The organism is Flavobacterium columnare (genome assembly GCF_014844295.1).
GTDB classification, from domain to species: Bacteria; Bacteroidota; Bacteroidia; order Flavobacteriales; family Flavobacteriaceae; genus Flavobacterium; species Flavobacterium columnare.
Genome location: NZ_CP054494.1, coordinates 1715503 through 1738916, shown reverse-complemented (window position 1 = coordinate 1738916; position 23414 = coordinate 1715503). Strand labels below are relative to the sequence as shown.

Genomic DNA, 23414 nt, shown 5'->3' with positions numbered 1-23414 from the left:
TTATGCATATTGTAGCCCCAAAGATCCTTAACAACAGTAGAAAAGTAAAACTCTACTGGTATTCTACTGCAAATTATTTAGGCTTATTTCTAAGTATAATAGCTAGTTTTTTTCTATTCCCAAAATCACTGGATATATTGGGTGAAATTAAATATATAGAGACGATTGGTTATTTTGTTTTTCCTTTTTTCCTCTTTGGATTAGCGCAAGGCTTAGTAAAATTTACACCTTATTTCGAGAAGTTTCATGTTCCTAAATTACATGGAACTTCCCTACTAATATCAGTAGGTATTTTTTTTCTATTTTTTACAGGTCTTATTGTTTTAAATAAAATTAATCCTTTTAACAAAATTGTTTTTTACGAATTTGGTCTTATTTTGGGTTTAATTTTAGCCTTAATAGATTTAACAAAAAGTGTTTCTATCATATATAATAGGGTAAGTTTTTTAATAATTCTAGAAAAGGTTGCTCCTCGTTTATTTTTACCTATTCTCTTCTATTTAAATTATATAAAAATCATTCCAAATAATGAATTACTTTTACTTTATGTTCTTTGTTATGCGGTATTAACATTTGGTATGCACTTTTATGTAACCAAAGATAGTAATACTAACTTTTCTCTTAAATATTATTTTCTATTTGAAAAAGTAAGCGTGAAAGAATTCTTTGAATATTGCTTTTTTAGCTTTTTAGGTTCTTTTGCACTATTGTTAATAAACAAGATTGACAGTATCATTGTTCCTAGTTATTTATCAATGAGCGAAAATGGTTTATATTCTATTTTAACAACATTAACTTCTGTTATTTTTATGCACGCTACAGGGATAAATGCTATTTATGGTGTAGCTATTTCAAAATTGTTGTTGAAAAAGAAAATCTATTTATTAAGTCGATTGTATAAAAGTTCAACCTATCATGCCTCTTTTTATTCGTTAATATTTATAGGTATTATCCTAATTTATCTACCTCTTATAAAAAATACATTGGATCCACAAAACCAATTTTTAAACATAGAAACCATTATTTGGATTCTATGCTTAGGAGCTTTTAGCAATGTAGCTACAGGATTTAACAGTGAGATTATTGCGTATTCTAAATACTTTAAATTCAATCTACTGATTGTTGCTCTCTTATTATTGTTAAATTTAAGTATGGTGGTTTATTTTTTAAAATTCACTCAATTAGGTTTGTTAGGTGTTGCTATTAGTTCTACTATTTCTATTGTATTATATAATATTTTTAAAACTTATTATGTATATATAAAATATAATATACTTCCTTTCAGTAAGAGCTATTTACAAATTATTTGTTTGAACATAGTACTTTTTATAGGAATTTTAAATATTTCTTATCAAAAACAAACTCCATTCATAACTTTTTTAATCTTATTGGTTTATCTAGCTTTAAATATTATTTTTTATAGAGTATTTAAAAATAATCATTTAAAATACAAGGTTATCAAATAATAAAAAGTGGGTGTCTAACATAGTTACTTAACATCTAGTTTGCCACTTCTCTTGTCATAGAAATGGTACGATTGTAACTTTTTAGGACACCCTCTTTTTATTTATCCGAATTCCGCATTAGAAATTGATTACAAATAAAAATGATTTTGAATCTAAACAGTGTACTCTGTTTTTTGTCCTCAATGTAAAACTAAACTACGACTGCGGTAAAAATTTTGTGTGTATTTTACCTTCTTTCTCTTTTTCATCTTCATCACAAAATCTAGGCTCACATAAAAAATATGGGGAGTAATTGTAAATTGCGACAAAAAAAGTAAATGGATTTTTCGATACTTTCTGCTTTTCTACCCGAAGAATTATTATGTCATTTTGATATTGTTGATTTTATAGAATTAGGAGATATTCAAACAAAAAAGGATTGCTTTTATATCTATCTTGATGAAAAGAACATTATTCCCGAAGGTTTCATTTCAGAGGAATATGAGTCAAAAGGCTTTTGTGAGCGTACTTTGATACAAGATTTTCCAATACGAGGAAAGGCTGTTTATTTAGGTATCAGAAGACGTAGGTGGCGAAATACAGTAGATAAGTCAGAAATTAAAAGCGATTATTCTTTTATTGCAGAAGGTTCCAAATTAACTGTTGAACTTTCGGATTTTTTAAAAGGTACAGGTAGAGACCCGAGAAGATACGATAAGTAACATTGCCAGTTATTATGGCATTAAAGCTGATTTACTGCGAAGACATTACAAAAAAAGAATCAGTGGTTTTACAAGTTGGAAACAGTTAGAACATGCCGAAAATTATCTGATTTACCCCGAAAATATTGGGGAGAATTTAAGTATTGATGAAGTAAGTTTGTCAAAAGGTGAACTTTATACTTTTGTAACCAATAAACAAGGAAGAGGCAAAAAGAAATCCTTAGTGGCGGTTATAAAAGGCACCAAAAGTCAGGACATTATTGATGTGGTTACTAAAATTCCACTTTCGCATAGAAAACAAGTAAAATCGATAACACTTGATATGGCAAACAATATGCAATCAGCATCAAGAATGTGTTTTCCTGAAAGTTACCTTGTCACAGACCGTTTCCATGTGGTAAAGTTGGTAATGGAAGCTCTCCAGCATTTAAGGATAAAATATCGCTGGGAGGAGATTGAAAAAGAGAATCAAGCTATCAAAAAAGCAAAGGAGCAAGCAATAAAATACATTCCAATAACTTTTGAAAACCAAGACACACCCAAACAACTATTGGCTCGATGTCGTTATATCATTGCCAAGAAACCCAACCAATGGACAGAAACCCAAAAAGTGCGAGCCCAAATATTGTTCCAACATTATCCTCTAATACATCAGGCATATAAACACACCCAAGAGTTTAGAAATATTTATGAATACACCTCAAAAGAAGAGGCTAAACAAAAAATATTGAATTGGATATCCAAAACCAAAGAATTAAAAATGACTGTCTTTAATACCGTTGCCAATAGTTTAAATTATCATTTGGAAACAATTGCAAACTTCTTCGTAAAAAGACATACAAACGCAAATGCTGAATCCTTTAACTCAAAAATAAAACTCTTTAGAGCTAATCAAAGAGGTGTGGTGGATACTAAATTCTTCCTCTTTAGAATGGAGAAACTTTTTGCTTAATCCCCAAAAAATTAATCTGAGCCAAAATCTATCCAGAAATGAGGCGTAAAAGTCTAACCTTAATAGCTACTCTTTTTTAAACTAATTTTATTTAGCTTATTTATATACAGATGTTTATATTTTGATTTAATGCGCTTGTTTTTGTAAGGTTATTTATCTAATTTGGATATCTAAATAAAAATTATGAGAAAATATTTATATCTTTTGATGTTTTTTACGCTTGTTAGCAATGCGCAAAATCCTGGACAAATTGCACAAAAATTTGGTTCCACAAACGGCTTTGATGGTACTGTAAGTACTATTACTGTGCAACCTGATGGGAAAATACTTGTAGCGGGTACTTTTCATAAATATTCTGGACAACCGGTCAAAAAAATAGTACGATTAAATGGCAATGGTACAATAGACACCTCTTTTTCTACAACAATACTTCTTGATGATGATATAACTTGTATTGCTGTACAACCTGATCGAAAAATACTTGTAGGAGGACATTTTACCACCTATAACGGAGTAAATCAAAATAAAATTATACGACTAAATAGTAATGGAACTAAAGATAATAGTTTTATAATTGGATCTGGATTTGATGCTAGTGTAACTAAAATCCTCGTACAACCTAATGGAAAAATTATTGTTGGGGGAAATTTTAACACTTATAATGGGACTACTCAAAATAAAATAGCTAGGCTAAATAGTAACGGTTCTAGCGATACTTCATTTGTAACAAATACAGGTTTTGATAATTTAGTAACTGATATGGCTCTTCAAGCTGATGGAAAAATCTTAGTTACTGGTTTATTTTCAACATACAAAGGTCAAACTGTAAATAATTTTATACGTATCAATGCAAATGGTACAAAAGATAACAGTTTTAATAATGGTAGTGGTTTTGATAGTACAATTAACTCTATTGCCATACAAACTAATGGTAAAATTATTATTGGAGGAAATTTTAAGAATTTTAATGGTATTTCTCAAAAATATTTAATTCGATTAAATAATGATGGATCAAAAGACGGAACTTTCGATACAGATGTGGTGTTTGATGGTGCTATAAGATCATTAGCTATCCAAAATGATGGAAAAATTGTAATAGCTGTAATAGGAAAACCGTATGTACATGTTGGTCCTTTAGAAACTAATATAATTCGTTTAAATCCTGATGGAAAAAAAGACCTTAATTTTAGTACAGGAAGCTGTAAAAGAAGCCTTATTTGTCTTTCACTTCTTCCTTGTGGAAAAATCATAGCAGGAGGATATTTCACTATTTATGGTCAAGGATATTCAGCTAATAATATAGTTTCAATAAATACAAATGGAACATTTGATTTAAACTTTAACCCTAATATTGGTTTTGACAAAACTATACTAACCGCAGTAGAACAAAAGGATCGAAAAATAGTTTTAGGTGGTCATTTCACACGTTATAAAAACAATTTATCAAACTATATCATCCGTTTAAATCCTAATGGATCTAAAGATAGATCTTTTAATGTAGGAAATGGGTTTGATAAAAATGTATCAGTAATTGTAGTTCAACCAGATAGGAAATTAATTGTAGCAGGGTCTTTTAGTACTTACAAAGGAGTTACAGAAAATCATATTATCCGTTTAAACCCTGATGGAACTAAGGATGTAACTTTTAATACAGGAACTGGATTTGATGGAAATATTAATGTTATTCTTTTACAACCTGATGGAAAAATATTTTTAGGTGGTGAATTTACAAAATATAATGAAGTTACTGCAAACCGAATTATTAAACTAAATTCCAATGGTAGCATTGATACTTCTTTTAACACAGGTACTGGTTTTGATGGAGATGTATTAACAATGGCTTTAGAACCTAATGGAAATTTAATTGTAGGAGGTGAATTTAGTTCATACAATGATGAAGCTGAAAAAAATATAATTCGATTAAAAGCAGATGGGGTTAAAGATACGTTATTTAATATTGGTACTGGTTTTGATAGTGCTGTAAACAATATTACTTTACAAGCTGATAGTAAAATTTTAGTTAGTGGTTATTTCTCTAATTTCAACAATTCTAGTGCAAATTACTTTGTAAGATTAAATACAAATGGTACTATAGACACAACATTTAACATTGGAACTGGTTTTAACAGTTCACCTTCTGTTATGCTAATGCAAACGGATGGAAAAATTATTGTTGGAGGGTCTTTTACCAGTTTTAACGAAAATCAAGAAAATTATATTATCCGTTTAAACTCTAATGGAACTAAAGATAGTACATTCATTACAGAAAATGGTTTTAATAATTCCGTTTTATCTATTACTCCTATTAGCAATGGAAAAATTTTAGTTTCAGGTAATTTTAATAACTACAAAAATTCTATAAATACCGCTTACTTGGTAAGTTTATATAATAATTCTAGTTCACCTAAAATTTCTGTTGCTAAAGAGGAGGAAAGTAATAACTTTAAACTAAGTAGAACAACGAATGTTTCTATTTTCCCAAATCCAACTAGTAATATTTTAAACATTAATTTAAATAATGATTCTTCCATCTCTTCTATCCAAATATTAAATTTAGAAGGTAAGGTTGTACATGAAGATATAAATGAAACTATAAATGTTTCTGAATTACCATCAGGATTGTATATAATCAAAATCAAAACGGATAAAGAAGAAATAATTAAAAAGTTTATTAAGGAATAACTTAAAAAAATCCCAATTTTCAATAACGATCGACTAATCAAATTGGAAATTGGGATTTTTGTTTTTTACAGTGGTTTCAAGCGCCTTAACTCTCTTTTAAAAATTTACAATATCATCGTCAACTGAATTCTTTTTCTGGCTTCATCTACCTCAACGACTTTTACTTGCACGTGTTGGTGGAGTTTTACCACTTCATTCACATCGGCAACATAGCCTTCTTTGAGTTGGGAAATATGTACGAGTCCGCTTTCTTTGATTCCAATGTCAACAAAACAACCAAATGCGGTGATATTATTTACAATACCTGGCAAAATCATTCCGCTACGAACATCAGCAATGGTTTTTACATTCGGGTCGAATTCAAAAACTTTGGCCGCTTTACGTGGGTCTAGTCCTGGTTTTTCCAATTCTTTTAAAATATCTTTGATACCTAAAATACCCACGTTTTCAGTAATATAATTCTCTGGTTTGATTTGACTGATTTTTTCCTTATTCCCGATTAATTCATTGACTTTAACACCCAAATCTTTAGCCATTTTCTCGACCATTTTATACGATTCAGGATGCACGGCCGAATTATCCAACGGGTTTTTACCGTCTTTGATTCTAATAAATGCCGCTGCCTGTTGGAACGCTTTATCTCCTAATCGCGGCACTTTTTTCAGTTGGCTACGGTCTTCAAAAGCCCCATTTTCACTACGATACGCCACAATGTTTTCAGCCATTTTTTCGCCAATTCCTGAAACATAGCTCAACAATGATTTACTCGCCGTGTTAATATTAATCCCAACCGAGTTTACGCAACGTACTACCGTGGTATCCAATGCTGAATTTAACTTGGTTTGGTCCACATCGTGTTGGTACTGCCCTACACCAATAGATTTTGGATCGATTTTAACCAATTCGGCTAAGGGATCAGATAAACGGCGCCCAATAGAAACGGCACCACGAACCGTCACATCATAATTAGGAAATTCATCTCTCGCAATTTTAGATGCCGAATAGACTGACGCTCCAGCTTCTGAAACTACAAAAACCTGGACTGGTTTATCAAAAGCAATTTTCTTGATGAAAAATTCGGTTTCACGACTCGCTGTTCCGTTGCCTATAGAAATGGCTTCAATATTATAAGCATTCACCATCGATTTTATTTTTTTCATTGCCATGGTCGTTTCATTTTGCGGTGCGTGCGGAAAAATGGTTTCATTGTATAGCAAATCACCTTTTTCATCCAGACAAACCACTTTACATCCCGTTCTAAATCCGGGGTCAATAGCTAAAATTCGTTTTTCACCTAAAGGTGGAGCCAATAATAACTGACTTAAATTACTCGCAAAAACATCAATTGCTTTAATATCAGCTTTTTCTTTGGCTTCTTGTAACGTTTCATTAGAAATAGCAGGTTCTAACAATCGTTTATAAGAATCTTTAATAGCTAATTGAATATGTAATGTTGTATCATTTTTTGATTTAATAATGTTATCTTCAATAAAACTAACAGCTTCTCCTTTTTCAATTTCTACATTCAATTTAACAAAACCTTCTGCTTCCGCTCTTAGCATGGCTAACAATCGGTGCGAAGGTGCTTTACTAATGGGTTCAGCCCATTCGAAATATTGATTATACTTTTGAGCTTCTTGATCGTCTTTTTTAGCTTTCACTACTTTAGTTGTAATTTCAGCTTTTCGCTGAAACATTCTACGTAAATTTTTACGAATAAAAATATTCTCATTAACCCATTCTGCTATAATATCACGAGCTCCTTGTAAGGCTTCCTCTTCGTTAGTTACCTTATCATTAATATATTTAGATGCTAAAAATTCAATATCATCGTTACGCTGCGACATAATTATTTTTGCCAAAGGTTCTAATCCGTTTTCACGGGCGGTATCTGCCTTAGTTTTCTTTTTCTTTTTGTAAGGAAGGTATAAATCTTCTATTTCTTGTAAATCAAAACTGTTTTCAATTTTTGATTTTAGTTCTGGTATAAGAGCATTTTGTTCTTCTATTGATTTTAAAACACTTTCTTTACGTTTTATAATTTCATCATATTGTTTGTTTAGTTTGGCTATTTGTTCTATAACTACCTCATCTAAATTTCCTGTGGTATCCTTTCGATAACGTGCTATGAAAGGAATTGTACAATCTTGCGAAAGTAATTCAAGTGTATTTTGGATATTTTTGGGAGTCGTTTGGACTCCTTTTAGGATAAAGTCAATATTTGTCATTTTGTAAAAATAAGAATGCTAAAATAGCATATAAATTAAAATTTTTAAAATCTAAAATTTGGGCTTTGTTTTTTTATTTAAAAATTTATTTTTGCATAATTAAATAGACTATTCATGAAAAAAATTTTTTTAGGGCTACTAGCTTTACAAGTACTTTTTGGTTGTTCAAAAAATGAAGAAGCCATTGAGGAAACTCCAGTATCAGTAACTGGTTTATTGGATGCTCCTTATTCTTCCTTAACTTCAGAACAAAAAAAGTTGAAATTAGAAACAGAAGCTAAATCAACTGTTTCAGAGTTTGAAAAAACAAAAACATCTTCAACTATCGAAGCCATTCAAAATCTAGATAAATTATTGGAAACTGATAGAATTGATATCTTAAGTGGCCTTAATAATAATGGTATAAGTGATGTTTTTAATGTGTCTGCTGTTTTTGGTATATACACTTGGAATAATACTGTTAAAAGATGGGAAAAAACAGTTTCAACAAATAACTTAACTTTTAGATATCCTTCTAAAATTTCAGGAACTACTAATGACGCTGAAATAGTTTTAAACGCAACGCCTTCTCCTATTAAAGTTGACATAATTGATGCTCCAAAACGTTATCAATGGGTATATGATCCGAATGTAGGAAATATGGTTCCAGTTCTAGTATCTAATGAAGTATTAGATAAAATTCATTTGCCTTTAACTGTTGATGCAACAATTAAAATAAAAGGTATTGATTCTGGAAATATTAGTGTTGTAAATACATACAATAACAACAATCATATTCCTACAACATCTAACTTGAAATTAACGTTAAACGATGGTTATGCTTTAGAAATCAAAAACGATAGAAATAATTCTCCATCAGTTGCTAGTGCTTTATTAACACATAATAGTAAATCTATTTTAGGTTATAATTTTAATTCAAATGGTAACATTGATCAATTGTTAAATAATAATAACTCTTCATCAATAGATTATGGTAAGGCAAATACTTTGATAACTATTCTAGATGATTTTGCTATTTTAGGATCAGGTGATATTGAAACTACTACGGCAGAACTTGAAAAAGCTGAAAGCAGTATTCCTAAACCTAATTATTTTTCATCTGATTATTATATAAAATCTAATGAAAAAAGTAAAAAAATAAGCGATTTAAAAGCTGAACTTTATAATAAACATAGCAAATTAGTTTTAGTTTCTAAAAAGGATAAAAATAAAATTGCTAGTATTGTAGCAAAATCTGAACTCGTATCTTCAGGTAATACGCCTTTTGTTTGGAGAAATGGAACATGGGAATATAGTATGGGAACAGTTTATCAAAAAGTTGAGCGATATGATGTCAAATATTATCTAAAATTCGATGATAATTCAGTAGTTGCAATGAATGTGTATTTTTCTACTGGATTTGATAGTTTAAAAAGTCAAATAGAAGATTTTATAACTTTTTTAAATAAATAAAAAAGCTGTCTTTGACAGCTTTTTTTATACTATTTTATTTTTATTATCTTTACATCAGCACCATAACCAGCCCAAATTCCTAAGCCTCCTTTTATATTAGATTTTAGATTAAAAGTGGCTGGAAACAATGGATTTTGACCATTTAAAACATCATTTTGCCAGCTGTTCCAAAATTCGTAACTCTTTTTTTCTAATGTTCTTAATTTTACTTCTATAATTTTACCTGAAGGAAAATAGGTTTCGGTATTTTCTACTGGATAAAATTGAATCCCTTTTAATAAATTTAATTTTACTTTTTTTGTGATAAACGTTTCATCATCAATGGTTCCGTATAAAGTAGGGATAAATAATGAATCTTTTCCAACTATTCTAGTTCCTATTTGATAGTAATTTTTGTTATCAGGATCTATAAACTCTATTCCTATTTTTCTTTTAAAATCATCTATTTTTTCAATACTTAGTTCTTTTATAGGTACAGATTCAGGAATACTTGTTTCAGCTCTTAATTCTTGTCCATCAAACTCTATCGTTAAGGTATAAGTAAATCCTTTTTTACCTATTATATTTTCTCCTGTATAAATAAAAGGGGGAATATACCCATTTACCATTTTTAGATGTAATATTTCAGCATTTACCCCGTCTGAAACAGTCACTTTAGCTGCCCTTATAAAATATTTATCAATATTATTTTGGTTAAAATTAGTGTTAGTGGGTATGCTTTTTGATAAAATTACATTTGCCACACCATTTTCTTCAATCCAACCTTCAACAATCAATTTAGGTTTTGAAACTTTAGTATCGTTTAGATTGTCTTGACAAGAATAAAAAGAAAACACCAATACAGTAGTTTTTAAACTAAAATTTAAAATACCAATTAATCGAAGGTAAAATTTTGTAAAATACTTTATCATTTTTTGTAATGGATAATTGTTCTTCATTTTTTTCAAAATTGACTGATTGATATACTGGATTTTCAATATTAAATAAGTTATAAACACTTAAAGTAATTTTGCTTTCCTTTCTTTTATTTTTCATAATCCAAAAATTAAAAGAAAAATCTGTTCTGTTATAAAAGGGAAGCTGTGCTTTATTATATTCGTTATACTCTTTTACAGGAACATTATTTACAAAATATATCTGATCCGCAGAAGTAAAACGGTTCCCAGAACTTAGTATTTGTGTAAAACCTACCACAAATTTTGGAGTGAAACTATAAGTTATAATTGTTGTAAAATTATGTCTTCTATCGTATTTGGCGTAAAAATTACTACCTTCATCAATCCTTGGAAAGCTTCTTAATGATTTACTCCAAGTATAACTCATCCAACCTTTAAATTTTCCATTTTCTTTCTTCAATAAAAACTCAAAACCATAAGCTTTACCATTTCCTATGAAAATATCTTTTTCTATAGAAGAGGCTTCATTAAATTGAGAAAGAGCAAATGGATAAATTAATAAATCTTTCATTTCATTGTAAAATAAATCAAAATTCGTAACAATATTTTTGTTGAAATGATGGTTTATGCCAAAAGAAATTTCTTTTGACTTTTGGAAAGGGATATTATTTGCTGATGCAACCCAAAAATCTGTTGGAATTCCAATACTAGAAGTGGTCACTAAACTTAAATGTTGACTTTTTTGAGCCAAAGTAATATAATAATTTGTGTTTCTTTTTTCATTAAAATAAATACCTAACTTAGGCTCAAAGGAATACTTATTTGAACTAGAGTGATTAAAGTAATTGAAACGAATTCCTGATTTAAGATTGATATTATCTGTTATAAAAAAATTAAAATCTTGATAGATTGAAAATAAATTAGAATTAATATTCTCATATTTTGTTTTAGGTGTAAAACCAAAATTAGCCAAAATTAAATTATAAGGTGAAATTGTATAATTATTATAACTTAATCCTATTTCGGATTTAATTTTATAAATATTGTAAATAATATTACTCTTTAAACTAAAATCAGTAATAGAAGTATTTACTTTTATAGATAAATCATGTTGAAGTATATTCATTGAAGATAGACTCTTTGAAAAATATGCGTTTGCAGTAAATTTAAATTTTTCATTTTTAGAATGTTGGAACTGAGTAGCAGCAATATAATTTTTCCAAGTTAAATTAATATCAGCAAATAACTCTTCACTGTTATATTTTAATTTATCTTTACTTGTCATAAAATCAAAAATGAGCTTGGATTTATTACTCATTTTATATAGATAAGAAAAATTAATATCCTCAAAACTGTAATTTACTTCATTTTTAGCATTAATTAATTTAAGAAAATCATCTAGATAAGTTTTTCTATAAGATAAAGAAAACACAGTTTTTTTATAAGGTATTTTAATATTAAACTGAGAAGCTAACAAACCTAAATTAACCTGAAAACTTGCCTTATCAATACTCATAATATTACTCTTAGTATTAATGTAAGCTCCTAGTATATTACCATTAACAGAACTTAAATTTGATTTATCATACATTAATTCACCTATATGAAAAGCATTATAATAAGGAAATATTCCAAACAAATGAGCTGATCCATACACTGGTACATCATTATATTTAAAAATAGAATGCCCAGCATCTCCTCCTCTAACATACAAATATCCGTTAATATCACCTGAATTTTGAACACCAGGAGTTAATTGCAAAATCTTTGAAACATCAATACTACCAGTTAAAGAAGGCAAATCACTCAATTGAGATACATTTAATTTTAAAAAATTCTTATCATTTTTAAAAAATGTTTTCCTTTTATCCTCTGTAATAATAATTTCATCAATTTTCTTATTCTCCTTTAAAATAATATTTAAATCAGTATCCTCAGTAATTTTAAAATCAGATTCGTAATTTATATAACCTTCAGCTTCAATTTTTATATTTATTTTATCATCTGTTATTTTGAAATTAAAATTACCCAAACTATCAGTTACAATAGTTTTATCAAAACCTTTAATAGTAAATGTAACCAATGCAATAACTCTCTTTTTATTTATATCTTTTACGTTTCCATTTATTTTAAAAGTATTTTGAGTCCAAACAAACGTATTCAAAAATAGTATACAGTATAAAAAGATAGGCTTCAATGATTATAGTATTTAAAAATTTAGCTAACAAATATAAGTATTATGACTACTTTTGGTTTCTTTAAAATTCTGATTTAATGAAAATGTTTCTTACTTACCTTTTAATTGTAAATATCCTTTCGTTAATAGTCTTCGGAATTGACAAATTATTAGCTATAAAAAACAAAAGACGCATATCTGAAAAAGATTTATTAAGTATCTCATTAATAGGAGGTGCTATAGGTAGCTTATTAGGAATGTTTATATTTAAACACAAAACTTCAAAAATAAGTTTCATTTGGCGATTCACAATTATATTTATTGCCAACGTAATAGGAATTTATTTTTTACTGAAATAGTAGCCTTTCTTAATTTTTCATTCAAAAAAGGCTATTAATTTATAATATAAAATCTAAGTAATTTTTCTTATTTACAATTTCAAAAGTAGCATCAGGATATGCTTTGGCAAAAGCCGTTGGAATTTTTGTTTTTTTATTTTCATTCCATTTAAACTCATATCCAGCTAAATTATCTACATTTTCTTCAAGCCAGTCTAACTCTTGTTGATCATAAGTACGCCAAAAATAATTTTGTTTGTGTAACTTATGATACGTTTGCTTTTTTAAACGTTCAGAAGCAAGGTAATTTTCCCATAAATCACCTATATCCATACGATTTTGTAATGTATTAAAATTTCCAATAATAGCATTACGAATACCATTATCAAAAAAATACCAACGATTACTTTTAGTAATTTCTTTTCTTAAATTGCGAGAAAAACCTTCAACTTTAAAAATAATAAATACCTTAGTTAATAAATCTAAATAGCGTTCTACTGTGTTCTTAGATAATTGCAATTGATTACCCAATTCTTGTAAGGAAACCTCCTTCCCCACTTGAAAAGCAATGAGTCTTAATAAATCATAAATTTTATTAGAATTTTTAATACCATCAAAAACTAATATATCTTTTAATAAATACGAATTTACAATTTCACGTAAATAATGTTGCTTTTCAGACCATGATTCATAATGTGTTAGTTCTGGATAACCACCATAAATTAATCGCATCTCAAGATTTTCGATTGTTTGTTTGTAATTTTCGTATTCTGAAAATTCTATTTGTGCCAATGGATATAAAAACAAAGTATTTTTTCTTCCAACTAAAGGTTCACCTAATTTATTATTTAAGTCAAACATAGATGATCCTGTTGCTATAACTCTTATTCCTTCAATTGTATCAACAATAAATTTTAATATCAATCCAATATCATCTACTGCTTGTGCTTCATCAATTACCAAAAGATCTATGTTTTTGAATAATCTCTTATAATTTTCAAATGTTCTTTCTTCTAAAAGTCTTGCATCATTTTTATCTTCACCATTAAGTTGTAAAACTTTTTTATCTGTTATTTTTAGATATTTTTTTATAAGTTGAGTTTTTCCTACGCGCCTTGCACCTAATAAAATCAATACTTTATTGGGTTGTAAATGATTACTAAAATCATCAAGTACGGCTCTTTTAATATAACTCATATCTCTTTTTATATAGTAATTACAGAATACAAAGTTATTAAAAAATAGTAAATAAGTCCGTTTATTGACGGAATTAATGTAAATTCAGTCAGTTTATTGACGGAATTAATGTAAATTCAGTCAATTATTAAAAGTTTACTTTGTAATTTCGTTTTAAAAATTGTAATGCAGATTCAATCACTTCTCCCATAGAAGTAGCTTTCTTAAACTGTATATCGTAAGTAAATTGATAAATTTCAGTTTTTAATTGCTCTAGTTTTTCGCTAGTAGATAGTTCCATAGATTTCATGGCTTGCAATAAATCATTTAATCGCTCTTCAGAGCCCACCATTCTTTTTACCATTATTGAACGTTCTTCATTTTGATATTGCTCAATAGAGTTCGCTTCTAATTTATTACTTACTAATTTGCTGAAATGAAAATTTTCTTTAAATAAATGAGGTTTGTATAACTTAAAATTACCTTCATAGCATTGTTGATCAAAGTCAATAGCCCGAATTTTAAAAACCAAATGATCATAATCATAAATAGGAATTATCACAAAATTATAAGAACGCATATCTCCTAAAAGTCCTACCATACAACGCTCATTAAATTTCACAAATTCCTTAGCAATTTGAGCTTTTTCTGATTCAGAACAAGTAGCTAAATGTTGTTTTATAAAGATATCACCAGGAATTCCAACAATATGTTCCTCTATAAGCGTATCTTTAAATACTAAATAATTAATCCGATTAGGAGAAATTATATCTTCTAATTCTAACCCGAAAATACGTGAAGCATCTGCTTTTTTTACATAAAAATGGGTATAATTATCATTTAATATATTTCTAACTTTTACCCTAAATGGTTTAGAATTACCAAAAGTACAAAAGTCTATATGGTCTACATTTAAGAATTGTATTTTACTTTCATCACCATCTGAATGTAATAATGTGTAAATCTTTTTAAGACTAAAATCTATTTCTTTTTTTTCATATTCATTATAATAAACTCTAATCCATAAAGTATCTTTTCCTTTAGTATCATAAACTACTACCGAACCTTGAAATCGCAATAAATCTTCATAAAACACATTTGTTTTTGTTAACCTTTTGTATTTTTCTAAATAATCATACAATTCCTGATTAATAGGATAATATTGTTTTTTTAATAAAGGTTTATCGAAAGACATATAAAAATGAATACATTGGTAGGAATAAATATACTAAAATTTTATTTTATAAACTCTTTATCTACCTGTTATATTGTCTTATTTTTTTAATATTAGCATAGAATTGAATGATACCTATCATCTATTAAAAATCACAAATTAGACTAACCTTGTTATAAGTGTAATTACTATTTATTATTGAAAAATTACTTAATATATTTGCCAAAAATTAAAATGGATACCCTACAAATTTTTAGTTATACAGGTGTTTTTGTATTTGCTGTTACAGGTGTTTTAAAAGCAAGAACAAAACGGTTTGATATTTTTGGTGCATCTGTATTGGCTTTTTGTATGGCATACGGAGGAGGAACACTAAGAGATTTATTAATAGGTATACGCCCAGTAAATTGGGTAAACGATAATGTAGCTATTATAATAGTACTAACCTCAACTATTATAGCTTTCTTTTTTAAATTAAACTCAAGTTTAATAAAAAAATTAATATTTTGGATTGATGCTTTTGGTATTGGATTATTTACAGTAGTAGGTATACAGGTAGCATTACGAAATTCTATTCCCACAGGTTATGCACTAATTATGGGGATGATTACAGCTACATTTGGTGGTTTATTTTGTGACGTATTATGTAATAAAGTACCTGCTTTATTAAAACCGGGTCAATTATATGCTACTGCTTGTCTTATTGGTGGTGGACTTTATTTAATCATGATTAACTATCAATTACAAGGTGAAACAAGTATGATTATCAGTGTGTTAATTACAGCATCAATACGTATTTATGCTATTAGAAAAAAATTGCAATTACCCATAATCTAAAAATTCTTTTTTAATCTTGAACTATGAATTCCTTAGGATCTTCTTTTTTATATTCTGGTTGGATATTAATATGATTTATTCCAAAATTTTGAAAAAGAACTATTTCTATTTGATGAAGTAACTCATTAAACTCGCTCATTTTAATATCCTCTGCACAATCTAAATGCGCTTCTAAATGTAATTCCTCTTCGTTTAAATACCAAACATGTATATGATGTAATTTACCTACCCCTGGTATTTTATGTACTTCCCTAACTATAGCTTTTATATCTATTTCTTCAGGTGTAAAAAGCATTAACATTTTAATAGAGGATTTAAAAAGATCAATACTCACTATAATCAAATAGATTGAAATAAATATAGTTAAAACACTATCAATCCAAAACCAACCATAAAATTTCATCAACAAACCGCCTACTAAAACGGCTATAGAAGCCATCATATCTGTTAATAAATGTAAATAAGCTGATTTTATATTTAAATTATGCTCCGCATCTTTTTGTAATAATAAAACAGAAAGACCATTAGCCACAATTCCTAATAATGCTAACCAAATAACTAAACCTGTTTTTATTGATTCTGGATGAAAAAAACGCTGAATTGCTTCAAAACCTAATAATAAAGCCACTATTAATAACGTAATAGCATTTATAAAGGCGGCTATTAATTCAGCTCTTTTATATCCAAATGTATAATCTATAGATGCTTTTCTCCTAGATAATTTATGTGCCACATAACTAAATACTAATGATAACACATCTGAAAAGTTATGTAACGCATCTGATATTAATGCTAAACTCCCTGATAACAATCCTCCTATTCCTTGAGCTACAGTAATTAATACATTTAAAAAAATAGAAAAAACTAAGTTTTTTCCTTTTACTTGATGTTTATGAATATGGACGTTTTGGTGCGAGTGTAACATAAATTGTAATTTTATTGACAAAAAAAGTCACTCCTTCATTCAGAAGAAATGACATTAAAATGAACATGGTTAAATATTATTTTAAAAAACTACTTGCAAGCAATCTTCTTTACTCTATTAGCATGACGACCTCCTTCAAAAGGGGTATCTAAAAAAGTTTCCACCATTGCTACTGCCTGTGGAATAGATGTATAACGCGCAGGAATACTAATAATATTAGCGTCATTATGTTGACGTGCCAATTCTGCTATTTCTACATTCCAACATAAAGCACATCTAATATCTTGGTGTTTATTAGCAGTCATAGCAATACCATTACCACTACCACATATTACAATACCAAAATCAGCTTTTTTACTTTCAACATCATATGCCACCGGATGTCCAAAATCAGGATAATCCACACTATCAAATGTATCAGTACCATGATTAATCACGGTATACCCATTTAATTCTAAATAATTAACAATTGCTATTTTATAATCGGGACCTGCATGGTCATTTCCTATAGAGATAATCATAATAATTAATCGTTATTTTTGTCTAGTACAAAAATAAATAATAATACGTTATATATATTCCCGTTTACCAATTTTAGATCAGTAATAAACTAAAAGTTTTTTACTACCTACAAGTACTTATTTTCTTTGTATTAAACTTAAGATGACAACTTTTTATATATTAATCTGATTATGAATACATTATACAGTTATTAACAATTGTACTAATAACTTAAAAAACTGATAAACAAATACTTATATTTTCAAAAAATGAGCCATTTTGGAGTTGTTAACAACCTAAATTAAATACTTAAAAATCAATCATTTAAAAAAACGCATTATCTGTTAATAACTATTAAGATAAAAACAAAAGTTTTTTTGGAAAAGTATATTTTTTTTCCAATAAAAAATTACTTTCAATTACACAAGGAAAGTTTTAGTTACTTTTAGAAAAAATATCCAACACTTATTCATAGTTATTAACAACAATTAACAACCTAAGTTTTCAATAAAATCTACAAAAAACAAAAAACAAACAATTGTTAATAACCCAACCCAACTAACTAAAAAACAAAACATTAAATACCTAATAAGTTGTTCATATCGTTGTATAACTATACAAAACTCAATAAACAAAATAAAAAATAAAAAGTTTTAAGCCTTATTAACATCCTATCATAACCATCAAATTTTATATTTTTTAAAAATCTTCTTTTTTATTATTTTAATTATTGTTAAAAACTCTTGATTTCTGATAAGCTTTTTTGAATTCAAAAAAGCTTTAAAAAATCTTATCTTGTTAATCTTCATTCTTTAATAGAAATATTTCGTATTTTTCAGCGATATTTAAAAATTGAAGATGAGTAAAAAGCCTAGAAGATTTAGTAAAGGAGTGAGAGACTTTTCAGGAAAAATTTTAAAGTTGCTTTCTAAAGAGCCTAATAAGCCTTTTAACTACAAACAGATTGCAGCTCGTTTAGATGTAGATGATACTAAAAGTCGAAATGAAATTATAAAGGACTTAAAAATTTTGGCTTCTAAAAAAGACATTCTTGAAATAGAACCTGGTAAGTATATTGTTAAGGCACAAAGTCAGGATTATTATGAAGGAATCATAGATATGACGGCTCGTAAAACAGCCTATTTACTTTGTGAAGATTTTGAAGAAGATGTATTTATTCCTTTTGCCAATTTGAATCATGCTTTGCATGGCGATAAGGTAAAAGTGTATGTATATAACCGTCGTAAAGGGAAACGACCTGAGGCTGAAGTGATAGAAGTTATTGAACGTGAGCGAATGGAATTTGTGGGAGTTATTGATGTTCAAAAGAATTTTGCATTTGTAACTACTGCTAATCCAAAGATGTACACCGATATCTTTATTCCTAAAGAAAAAATTGGTGAAGCTAAAGATGGTGATGTCGTTTTAGTAAAAATTGAAGATTGGCCTAAAAAAGCAGATTCCCCTTTTGGAAGTGTTGAAAAAGTATTGGGTCGTCCTGGGGAACATGATACTGAAATTCATGCCATTCTTGCCGAGTATGGTTTGCCTTATGATTTCCCTGTGGAAGTTGAAGCCTATGCTAAAAAGTTAGATACTACTATTCAACCTGAAGAAATTGCCAAGCGTCGTGATATGCGTAACGTATTGACATTCACGATTGATCCTAAAGATGCTAAGGATTTTGACGATGCCCTTTCTTTTCAAGTGTTAGAAAATGGGAATTATGAAATTGGGGTACATATTGCTGATGTATCGCACTATGTTCAAGAAGGTACTATCTTAGATGATGAAGCTTTCAAACGCGCTACTTCAGTATATTTAGTGGACCGTGTGGTGCCTATGTTGCCAGAAGTATTGAGTAATTTTGCCTGTTCGTTACGTCCGCATGAAGAAAAATATACTTTCTCTGCTGTTTTTGAAATCAATGCAAAAGCGCAAGTGGTGAACCAGTGGTTTGGTCGTACCGTAATTTATTCTGACCAACGTTTTGCTTATGAAGAAGCGCAGCATATCATTGAAACAAAAGGAAATACTATTCCTGCTGAAATTTCATTGACCGAGGAAGCGTACATCGTTCCTGATGCTATCGTTGAAGCGACTTTGAAATTAGATGAATTGGCTAAAATTTTAAGAAGAAACCGTATGAACAACGGTGCTATTTCTTTTGATAAAGTAGAAGTGAAATTCAAATTAGATGAAAACGATGAACCTGTAGGGGTTTATTTTAAAATAGCAAAAGATGCTAATCACTTGATTGAAGAGTTCATGTTGTTAGCTAACAGAAAAGTAGCTGAATTCATTGGTAAACAAAAGAAAACTTTTGTGTATCGTATCCACGATGAACCCGATGAAAACAAGTTGATGAACTTACAAGGCATTATTTCTAAGTTTGGATATTCCTTGAATTTTAAATCAAAAGATACGATTTCTAAATCCTTGAATACTTTGTTAGAAAATGTGGCAGGTAAAAAAGAGCAAAATATGGTGGATACTTTAGCTATCCGAACCATGAGTAAAGCTAAGTATTCTACGGAAAATATTGGACATTATGGATTAGCATTCGATTACTATTCGCATTTTACCTCTCCTATTCGTCGTTACCCTGATGTTATGGTACACCGCTTGTTACAACAATATTTAGATGGAGCTAAAAGTGCCGATGAAGAAACGTATGAAGAAAAATGTATCCATTCATCTAATATGGAAAATAGTGCATCCAATGCTGAACGTGACTCTATCAAATATATGCAGGTAAAATATATGCAAGATCATAAAGACCAAGAGTTTTTAGGCGTTATTTCAGGAGTTACGGAATGGGGTATTTATGTTGAAATTATTGAAAACAGATGTGAAGGAATGATTCGCATTCGTGAAATAAAAGAAGATTATTATACGTTTGATGAAAAGCAATATGCTTTAGTGGGTCAAGTGACTAAAGATTTATTACAGTTGGGAGATGAAGTTTTGGTAAAAGTGAAGAACGCGGATTTAGTAAAAAAACAATTGGATTATCATTTTATTAGAAGAAATTAGTTGAGTATTCATTGTTAAGTAACAGTTAGCAGTTTTTAATTGAAGTATGAAGTTAATTTTTTAAATAGTACAAAATTTTAAATGATAATAAATTTTATAAAGAAAAATATTTCCGTTTTTAACTTATTAGCATTTCTATTTTTTCTATTTATAATTTTTATAAATCCAGAAAGAAAAGTAGCTGCTTGCGGTCAAGGATTTATTTTTTTAGGAAAAATATTTTTTGGCTTTCTTGCGTTAGGTTTGATTGCTTTTGACTTAGTTTTAAAAGCAATCATTAAATCAAGAAGCAAATTAAATCTTGTTGAGTTAGTTATTTTTCTTTTGTTTACATTATTGATTTTTATATAATTATGAAAAAACATATAATAGCCTTTTCGTTATTTGCTGTAAGTATAATGAGTGCACAAACCAGTAAATCTTTGGGAACCATTTCTAAAGTAACGGGATTTGATCAAATAGAAATTCATTTGGTTCCCTCTAATGAAAATAAAATTGAATTAAGAGGAACCAATTCAGAGGCAGTTGAATTGATTACTAAGGATGGCGAATTGAAAGTTCGTATGCCTTTTGGCAAAATGTTAAAAGGTGATGCGATTACCGCTACAGTGTATTTTAAAGCTTTAGAAGCGGTAGAAGCCAATGAAGGAAGTTTAGTTACTAGCGACGCCACTTTAAAATCAGCTCTGTTTGACATTATTGCGAAAGAAGGTGGTAAAGTTGATATTGTTGTAGAAGCATCGAAAATTAATATCAAAACCAGTAGTGGTGGCGTGGTTACTTTAGGGGGCAAAACTCAAACTATAGATGCTGTTTCAACAGCAGGTGGTATTTTAAATGCTATTAATTGTGAAACACAACAAGCTACAGTTACAGTAAATGCGGGTGGTCAAATAGATATTAAGGCTTATGATGTAGTAGATGCTAAAGCAAGGGCTGGAGGAAATATTACTATTTATGGAAAACCTAAACAAGTAAATGAAAAAACTATTTTCGGTGGAAATATAATTGTACGTAGAGATAAAAGTTAATAGTACACCGTATTGATTAATAGATCTTTTGAAATAAAATTTTCTTAAAATCACTAAAAATTAGATTTTTTAAGAATATAGAATTAAATTGCCAATTCATTCTAGCAATTAATTTATGTTACAATACATTTTAAGTAACGGAATTCCTTTAGGTATCTTCCTGAGCTTTATGATTGGTCCTGTTTTTTTTGTTTTATTAGAAACTAGTATAACAAAAGGATTTAGAGCCGCTTTGTTTTTTGATTTAGGAGTTGTTCTTGGCGATATTTTCTTTATCGGTTTAGCTTATTTAGGTAGTTATCGTTTGATTCAAAGTTTAAAAGATGATCCTGCTTTATTTATTTTTGGAGGGATTGTTATGTTAGCTTATGGCATTATTTCGTATGCCAAATTATACAAAGCCAGTAAAAATATTGAAGAAGATGAAGAAGTTGTAGATCTAATAAAGAAAAACTATATCAGTTTATTCATCAAAGGTTTTCTTTTAAACTTTATTAATATTGGAGTTCTAGGATTTTGGTTATTAATCATCATTACTTTTGGTCCTCGTTTAGAAATGGATAGTTCAAATGTTTTTTGGTTTTTTACAACTGTTATACTTTCTTATTTAACTACAGATGTCTGTAAAATATTAGCTGCAAAACAATTGCGTTCTAAACTAACCCCATCCAATATTATTAAAATCAAAAAAGTCAGTTCTATACTACTAATAATTTTTGGAGCCATATTATTAGCCCAGGGCTGGTTTCCTTCTGATAAACAATTTGTAAAAGATACAATCGAGAAAATAGAAAAAGAGTAATAGAAATATTACTCTTTTTTGTATAACTAAAATTCAAAATACTTATTTTATTTTTGGTAATTTCATACCCAATAAAAACCCCTAATCTAAAATAAACGAATATGAAAAAATTATTACTTCTAATTCTTTTACCCTTTGTGCTTTACAGTCAAAATGATTCTATTACTACTTCTAAACCCAATCTTTCTTTGATAGGATTAAATAAATTAAATATTGTATACAAAGGGATTCCCAATCCAATTTCTGTTCAAGTAAAAGAATCAAAACCTTTTAAAATTAAAGGAGAGGGACTTTTTCAGTCTTCTGATGGTAATTATACCCTTCAACCTAAAAATGGCAAGGAAACTAAAGTATTTGTGGAAATTAACACCTCTGATAGTACAAAAGTAATTGAAGAACATACCTTGAGAGTAAAAGATTTGCCTTTGGCCGCTTTGTTAGTTAATCAAAAAGGATGTATTAATAGTGATTGTGTCTTAGAAATTCCTACCAAAGAATTATTAAATGCAGAAATTACATTCAAATTAATTGATTTTTTATTAGACTATAGTATTACGGTTACAGGATTTCGTCTGCATTTAACTAATATGGCAGGTGAATTCCTAGATAGTTTTGAAATTAAAGGAAATAAAATTCCAGCAGATGTATATGAAGCTATATTAAATAAAGATAAAGCTACATTAATTCAAATTCATAAAATTACTTTTTTATCAGATTTAAATTTAGCTATTTCCAAGACTCCCGTTATAAAAATTAAAAAAATCTAATTTTTTTCAAGAGTATAATACACTATTTTTTAGATAGTTATATTTTTCTAAAATATTTTTCTAAATAAGATGCTAAAAGTAGTTTGTAAATATAAAAAACTGTCTTATATTTGCACTCGCAATACGGAAGTAAAGCGAGATATACTGGAGAAATGGCAGAGTGGTCGAATGCGGCAGTCTTGAAAACTGTTGACTGTAACAGGTCCGGGGGTTCGAATCCCTCTTTCTCCGCAAGCCAAAAATAAAAAAGGTCTGAGTAATCAGACCTTTTTTA

The 23414-nt window shown here is 28.6% G+C and carries 18 protein-coding genes and 1 tRNA gene; 12 read left to right on the top strand and 7 right to left on the bottom strand.

All coding sequences use genetic code 11. The features are described from left to right. Positions 1 to 2 precede the first annotated feature (2 nt). The 4 genes from HUE53_RS07515 to HUE53_RS07500 all read left to right on the top strand — a co-directional run bounded on the left by HUE53_RS07515 (position 3) and on the right by HUE53_RS07500 (position 5801). Positions 3 to 1466 (top strand): lipopolysaccharide biosynthesis protein, encoded by a 1464-nt coding sequence (locus HUE53_RS07515; RefSeq protein ID WP_065213901.1) that lies wholly within the window; start codon positions 3 to 5, stop codon positions 1464 to 1466. Between the two features lie 317 nt (positions 1467 to 1783). Then, a complete protein-coding gene (locus tag HUE53_RS07510; RefSeq protein WP_014165862.1) occupies positions 1784 to 2167 on the top strand; it encodes an ISAon1 family transposase N-terminal region protein in 384 nt (127 codons plus the stop codon). Next, positions 2160 to 3119: an ISAon1 family transposase gene (locus tag HUE53_RS07505; RefSeq protein WP_454951481.1), complete on the top strand. Its 960-nt coding sequence runs from the start codon at positions 2160 to 2162 to the stop codon at positions 3117 to 3119. Before HUE53_RS07510 ends, HUE53_RS07505 begins: the two co-directional genes overlap by 8 nt. Before the next feature lie 183 nt (positions 3120 to 3302). Further along, positions 3303 to 5801 (top strand): T9SS type A sorting domain-containing protein, encoded by a 2499-nt coding sequence (locus HUE53_RS07500; protein ID WP_192188394.1) that lies wholly within the window; start codon positions 3303 to 3305, stop codon positions 5799 to 5801. A 104-nt stretch (positions 5802 to 5905) separates the two neighbouring features. On the opposite strand, the gene HUE53_RS07495 is transcribed toward HUE53_RS07500, so the two are convergent. Continuing rightward, on the bottom strand, positions 5906 to 8029 hold the full coding sequence (locus HUE53_RS07495; RefSeq protein ID WP_192188393.1) for a Tex family protein: 2124 nt from the start codon (positions 8027 to 8029) through the stop codon (positions 5906 to 5908). A 114-nt stretch (positions 8030 to 8143) separates the two neighbouring features. On the opposite strand from HUE53_RS07495, the gene HUE53_RS07490 reads away from it, so the two are divergent. Continuing rightward, a complete protein-coding gene (locus HUE53_RS07490) occupies positions 8144 to 9481 on the top strand; it encodes a hypothetical protein (protein ID WP_014165825.1) in 1338 nt (445 codons plus the stop codon). Between the two features lie 29 nt (positions 9482 to 9510). On the opposite strand, the gene HUE53_RS07485 is transcribed toward HUE53_RS07490, so the two are convergent. Together HUE53_RS07485 and HUE53_RS07480 are read right to left on the bottom strand one after the other, a co-directional pair. Continuing rightward, complete coding sequence (locus HUE53_RS07485) at positions 9511 to 10392, bottom strand: DUF4249 domain-containing protein (RefSeq protein WP_050855781.1); 882 nt, start codon at positions 10390 to 10392, stop codon at positions 9511 to 9513. Then, positions 10337 to 12541, bottom strand: a complete 2205-nt coding sequence (locus HUE53_RS07480; RefSeq protein WP_165688644.1) for a TonB-dependent receptor — start codon at positions 12539 to 12541, stop codon at positions 10337 to 10339. The genes HUE53_RS07485 and HUE53_RS07480 overlap by 56 nt, the downstream gene beginning before the upstream one ends. A 110-nt stretch (positions 12542 to 12651) precedes the next feature. Here HUE53_RS07480 and HUE53_RS07475 point away from each other — a divergent pair, with 110 nt between their 5' ends. Then, entirely contained in the window at positions 12652 to 12912 is a 261-nt protein-coding gene (locus HUE53_RS07475) for a DUF1294 domain-containing protein (protein WP_065213905.1), read from the top strand. A gap of 39 nt (positions 12913 to 12951) precedes the next feature. On the opposite strand, the gene HUE53_RS07470 is transcribed toward HUE53_RS07475, so the two are convergent. Further along, positions 12952 to 14088, bottom strand: coding sequence for an ATP-binding protein (locus HUE53_RS07470; RefSeq protein ID WP_014165829.1), 1137 nt, complete (start codon positions 14086 to 14088; stop codon positions 12952 to 12954). A 127-nt stretch (positions 14089 to 14215) separates the two neighbouring features. Further along, a complete protein-coding gene (locus HUE53_RS07465; protein WP_014165830.1) occupies positions 14216 to 15262 on the bottom strand; it encodes a hypothetical protein in 1047 nt (348 codons plus the stop codon). 213 nt (positions 15263 to 15475) lie between these two features. On the opposite strand from HUE53_RS07465, the gene HUE53_RS07460 reads away from it, so the two are divergent. Beyond that, positions 15476 to 16078 (top strand): trimeric intracellular cation channel family protein, encoded by a 603-nt coding sequence (locus tag HUE53_RS07460; protein WP_192188392.1) that lies wholly within the window; start codon positions 15476 to 15478, stop codon positions 16076 to 16078. A 10-nt stretch (positions 16079 to 16088) separates the two neighbouring features. Here the strand turns inward: HUE53_RS07460 and HUE53_RS07455 are convergent, their stop codons facing one another. After that, complete coding sequence (locus HUE53_RS07455; protein WP_014165832.1) at positions 16089 to 17003, bottom strand: cation diffusion facilitator family transporter; 915 nt, start codon at positions 17001 to 17003, stop codon at positions 16089 to 16091. A gap of 89 nt (positions 17004 to 17092) precedes the next feature. Next, positions 17093 to 17524 (bottom strand): RpiB/LacA/LacB family sugar-phosphate isomerase, encoded by a 432-nt coding sequence (locus HUE53_RS07450; RefSeq protein WP_014165833.1) that lies wholly within the window; start codon positions 17522 to 17524, stop codon positions 17093 to 17095. An 838-nt stretch (positions 17525 to 18362) separates the two neighbouring features. Between HUE53_RS07450 and rnr the strand changes: the two genes are divergently transcribed. The 5 genes from rnr (at position 18363) to HUE53_RS07425 (ending at position 23371) form a co-directional block, all read left to right on the top strand. After that, entirely contained in the window at positions 18363 to 20540 is a 2178-nt protein-coding gene (rnr, locus tag HUE53_RS07445) for a ribonuclease R (protein WP_065213906.1), read from the top strand. A 353-nt stretch (positions 20541 to 20893) separates the two neighbouring features. Further along, entirely contained in the window at positions 20894 to 21571 is a 678-nt protein-coding gene (locus HUE53_RS07440) for a head GIN domain-containing protein (protein ID WP_014165836.1), read from the top strand. Between the two features lie 115 nt (positions 21572 to 21686). Then, positions 21687 to 22373, top strand: coding sequence for a LysE family translocator (locus HUE53_RS07435; RefSeq protein ID WP_014165837.1), 687 nt, complete (start codon positions 21687 to 21689; stop codon positions 22371 to 22373). 101 nt (positions 22374 to 22474) lie between these two features. Continuing rightward, on the top strand, positions 22475 to 23140 hold the full coding sequence (locus HUE53_RS07430) for a GldM family protein (RefSeq protein ID WP_014165838.1): 666 nt from the start codon (positions 22475 to 22477) through the stop codon (positions 23138 to 23140). Between the two features lie 146 nt (positions 23141 to 23286). Further along, positions 23287 to 23371: transfer RNA gene (locus HUE53_RS07425), tRNA-Ser, on the top strand. The last annotated feature ends 43 nt before the right edge of the window (positions 23372 to 23414 follow it).

Coding starts and splice junctions, on each gene's coding strand:
- rnr (WP_065213906.1), top strand. CDS start 18,363: ATGAGTAAAAAGCCTAGAAGATTTAGTAAAGGAGTGAGAGACTTTTCA.
- HUE53_RS07440 (WP_014165836.1), top strand. CDS start 20,894: ATGAAAAAACATATAATAGCCTTTTCGTTATTTGCTGTAAGTATAATG.
- HUE53_RS07465 (WP_014165830.1), bottom strand. CDS start 15,262: ATGTCTTTCGATAAACCTTTATTAAAAAAACAATATTATCCTATTAAT.
- HUE53_RS07460 (WP_192188392.1), top strand. CDS start 15,476: ATGGATACCCTACAAATTTTTAGTTATACAGGTGTTTTTGTATTTGCT.
- HUE53_RS07430 (WP_014165838.1), top strand. CDS start 22,475: ATGAAAAAATTATTACTTCTAATTCTTTTACCCTTTGTGCTTTACAGT.
- HUE53_RS07475 (WP_065213905.1), top strand. CDS start 12,652: ATGAAAATGTTTCTTACTTACCTTTTAATTGTAAATATCCTTTCGTTA.
- HUE53_RS07485 (WP_050855781.1), bottom strand. CDS start 10,392: ATGATAAAGTATTTTACAAAATTTTACCTTCGATTAATTGGTATTTTA.
- HUE53_RS07510 (WP_014165862.1), top strand. CDS start 1,784: ATGGATTTTTCGATACTTTCTGCTTTTCTACCCGAAGAATTATTATGT.
- HUE53_RS07455 (WP_014165832.1), bottom strand. CDS start 17,003: ATGTTACACTCGCACCAAAACGTCCATATTCATAAACATCAAGTAAAA.
- HUE53_RS07495 (WP_192188393.1), bottom strand. CDS start 8,029: ATGACAAATATTGACTTTATCCTAAAAGGAGTCCAAACGACTCCCAAA.
- HUE53_RS07500 (WP_192188394.1), top strand. CDS start 3,303: ATGAGAAAATATTTATATCTTTTGATGTTTTTTACGCTTGTTAGCAAT.
- HUE53_RS07470 (WP_014165829.1), bottom strand. CDS start 14,088: ATGAGTTATATTAAAAGAGCCGTACTTGATGATTTTAGTAATCATTTA.
- HUE53_RS07490 (WP_014165825.1), top strand. CDS start 8,144: ATGAAAAAAATTTTTTTAGGGCTACTAGCTTTACAAGTACTTTTTGGT.
- HUE53_RS07450 (WP_014165833.1), bottom strand. CDS start 17,524: ATGATTATCTCTATAGGAAATGACCATGCAGGTCCCGATTATAAAATA.
- HUE53_RS07435 (WP_014165837.1), top strand. CDS start 21,687: ATGTTACAATACATTTTAAGTAACGGAATTCCTTTAGGTATCTTCCTG.
- HUE53_RS07515 (WP_065213901.1), top strand. CDS start 3: ATGCATATTGTAGCCCCAAAGATCCTTAACAACAGTAGAAAAGTAAAA.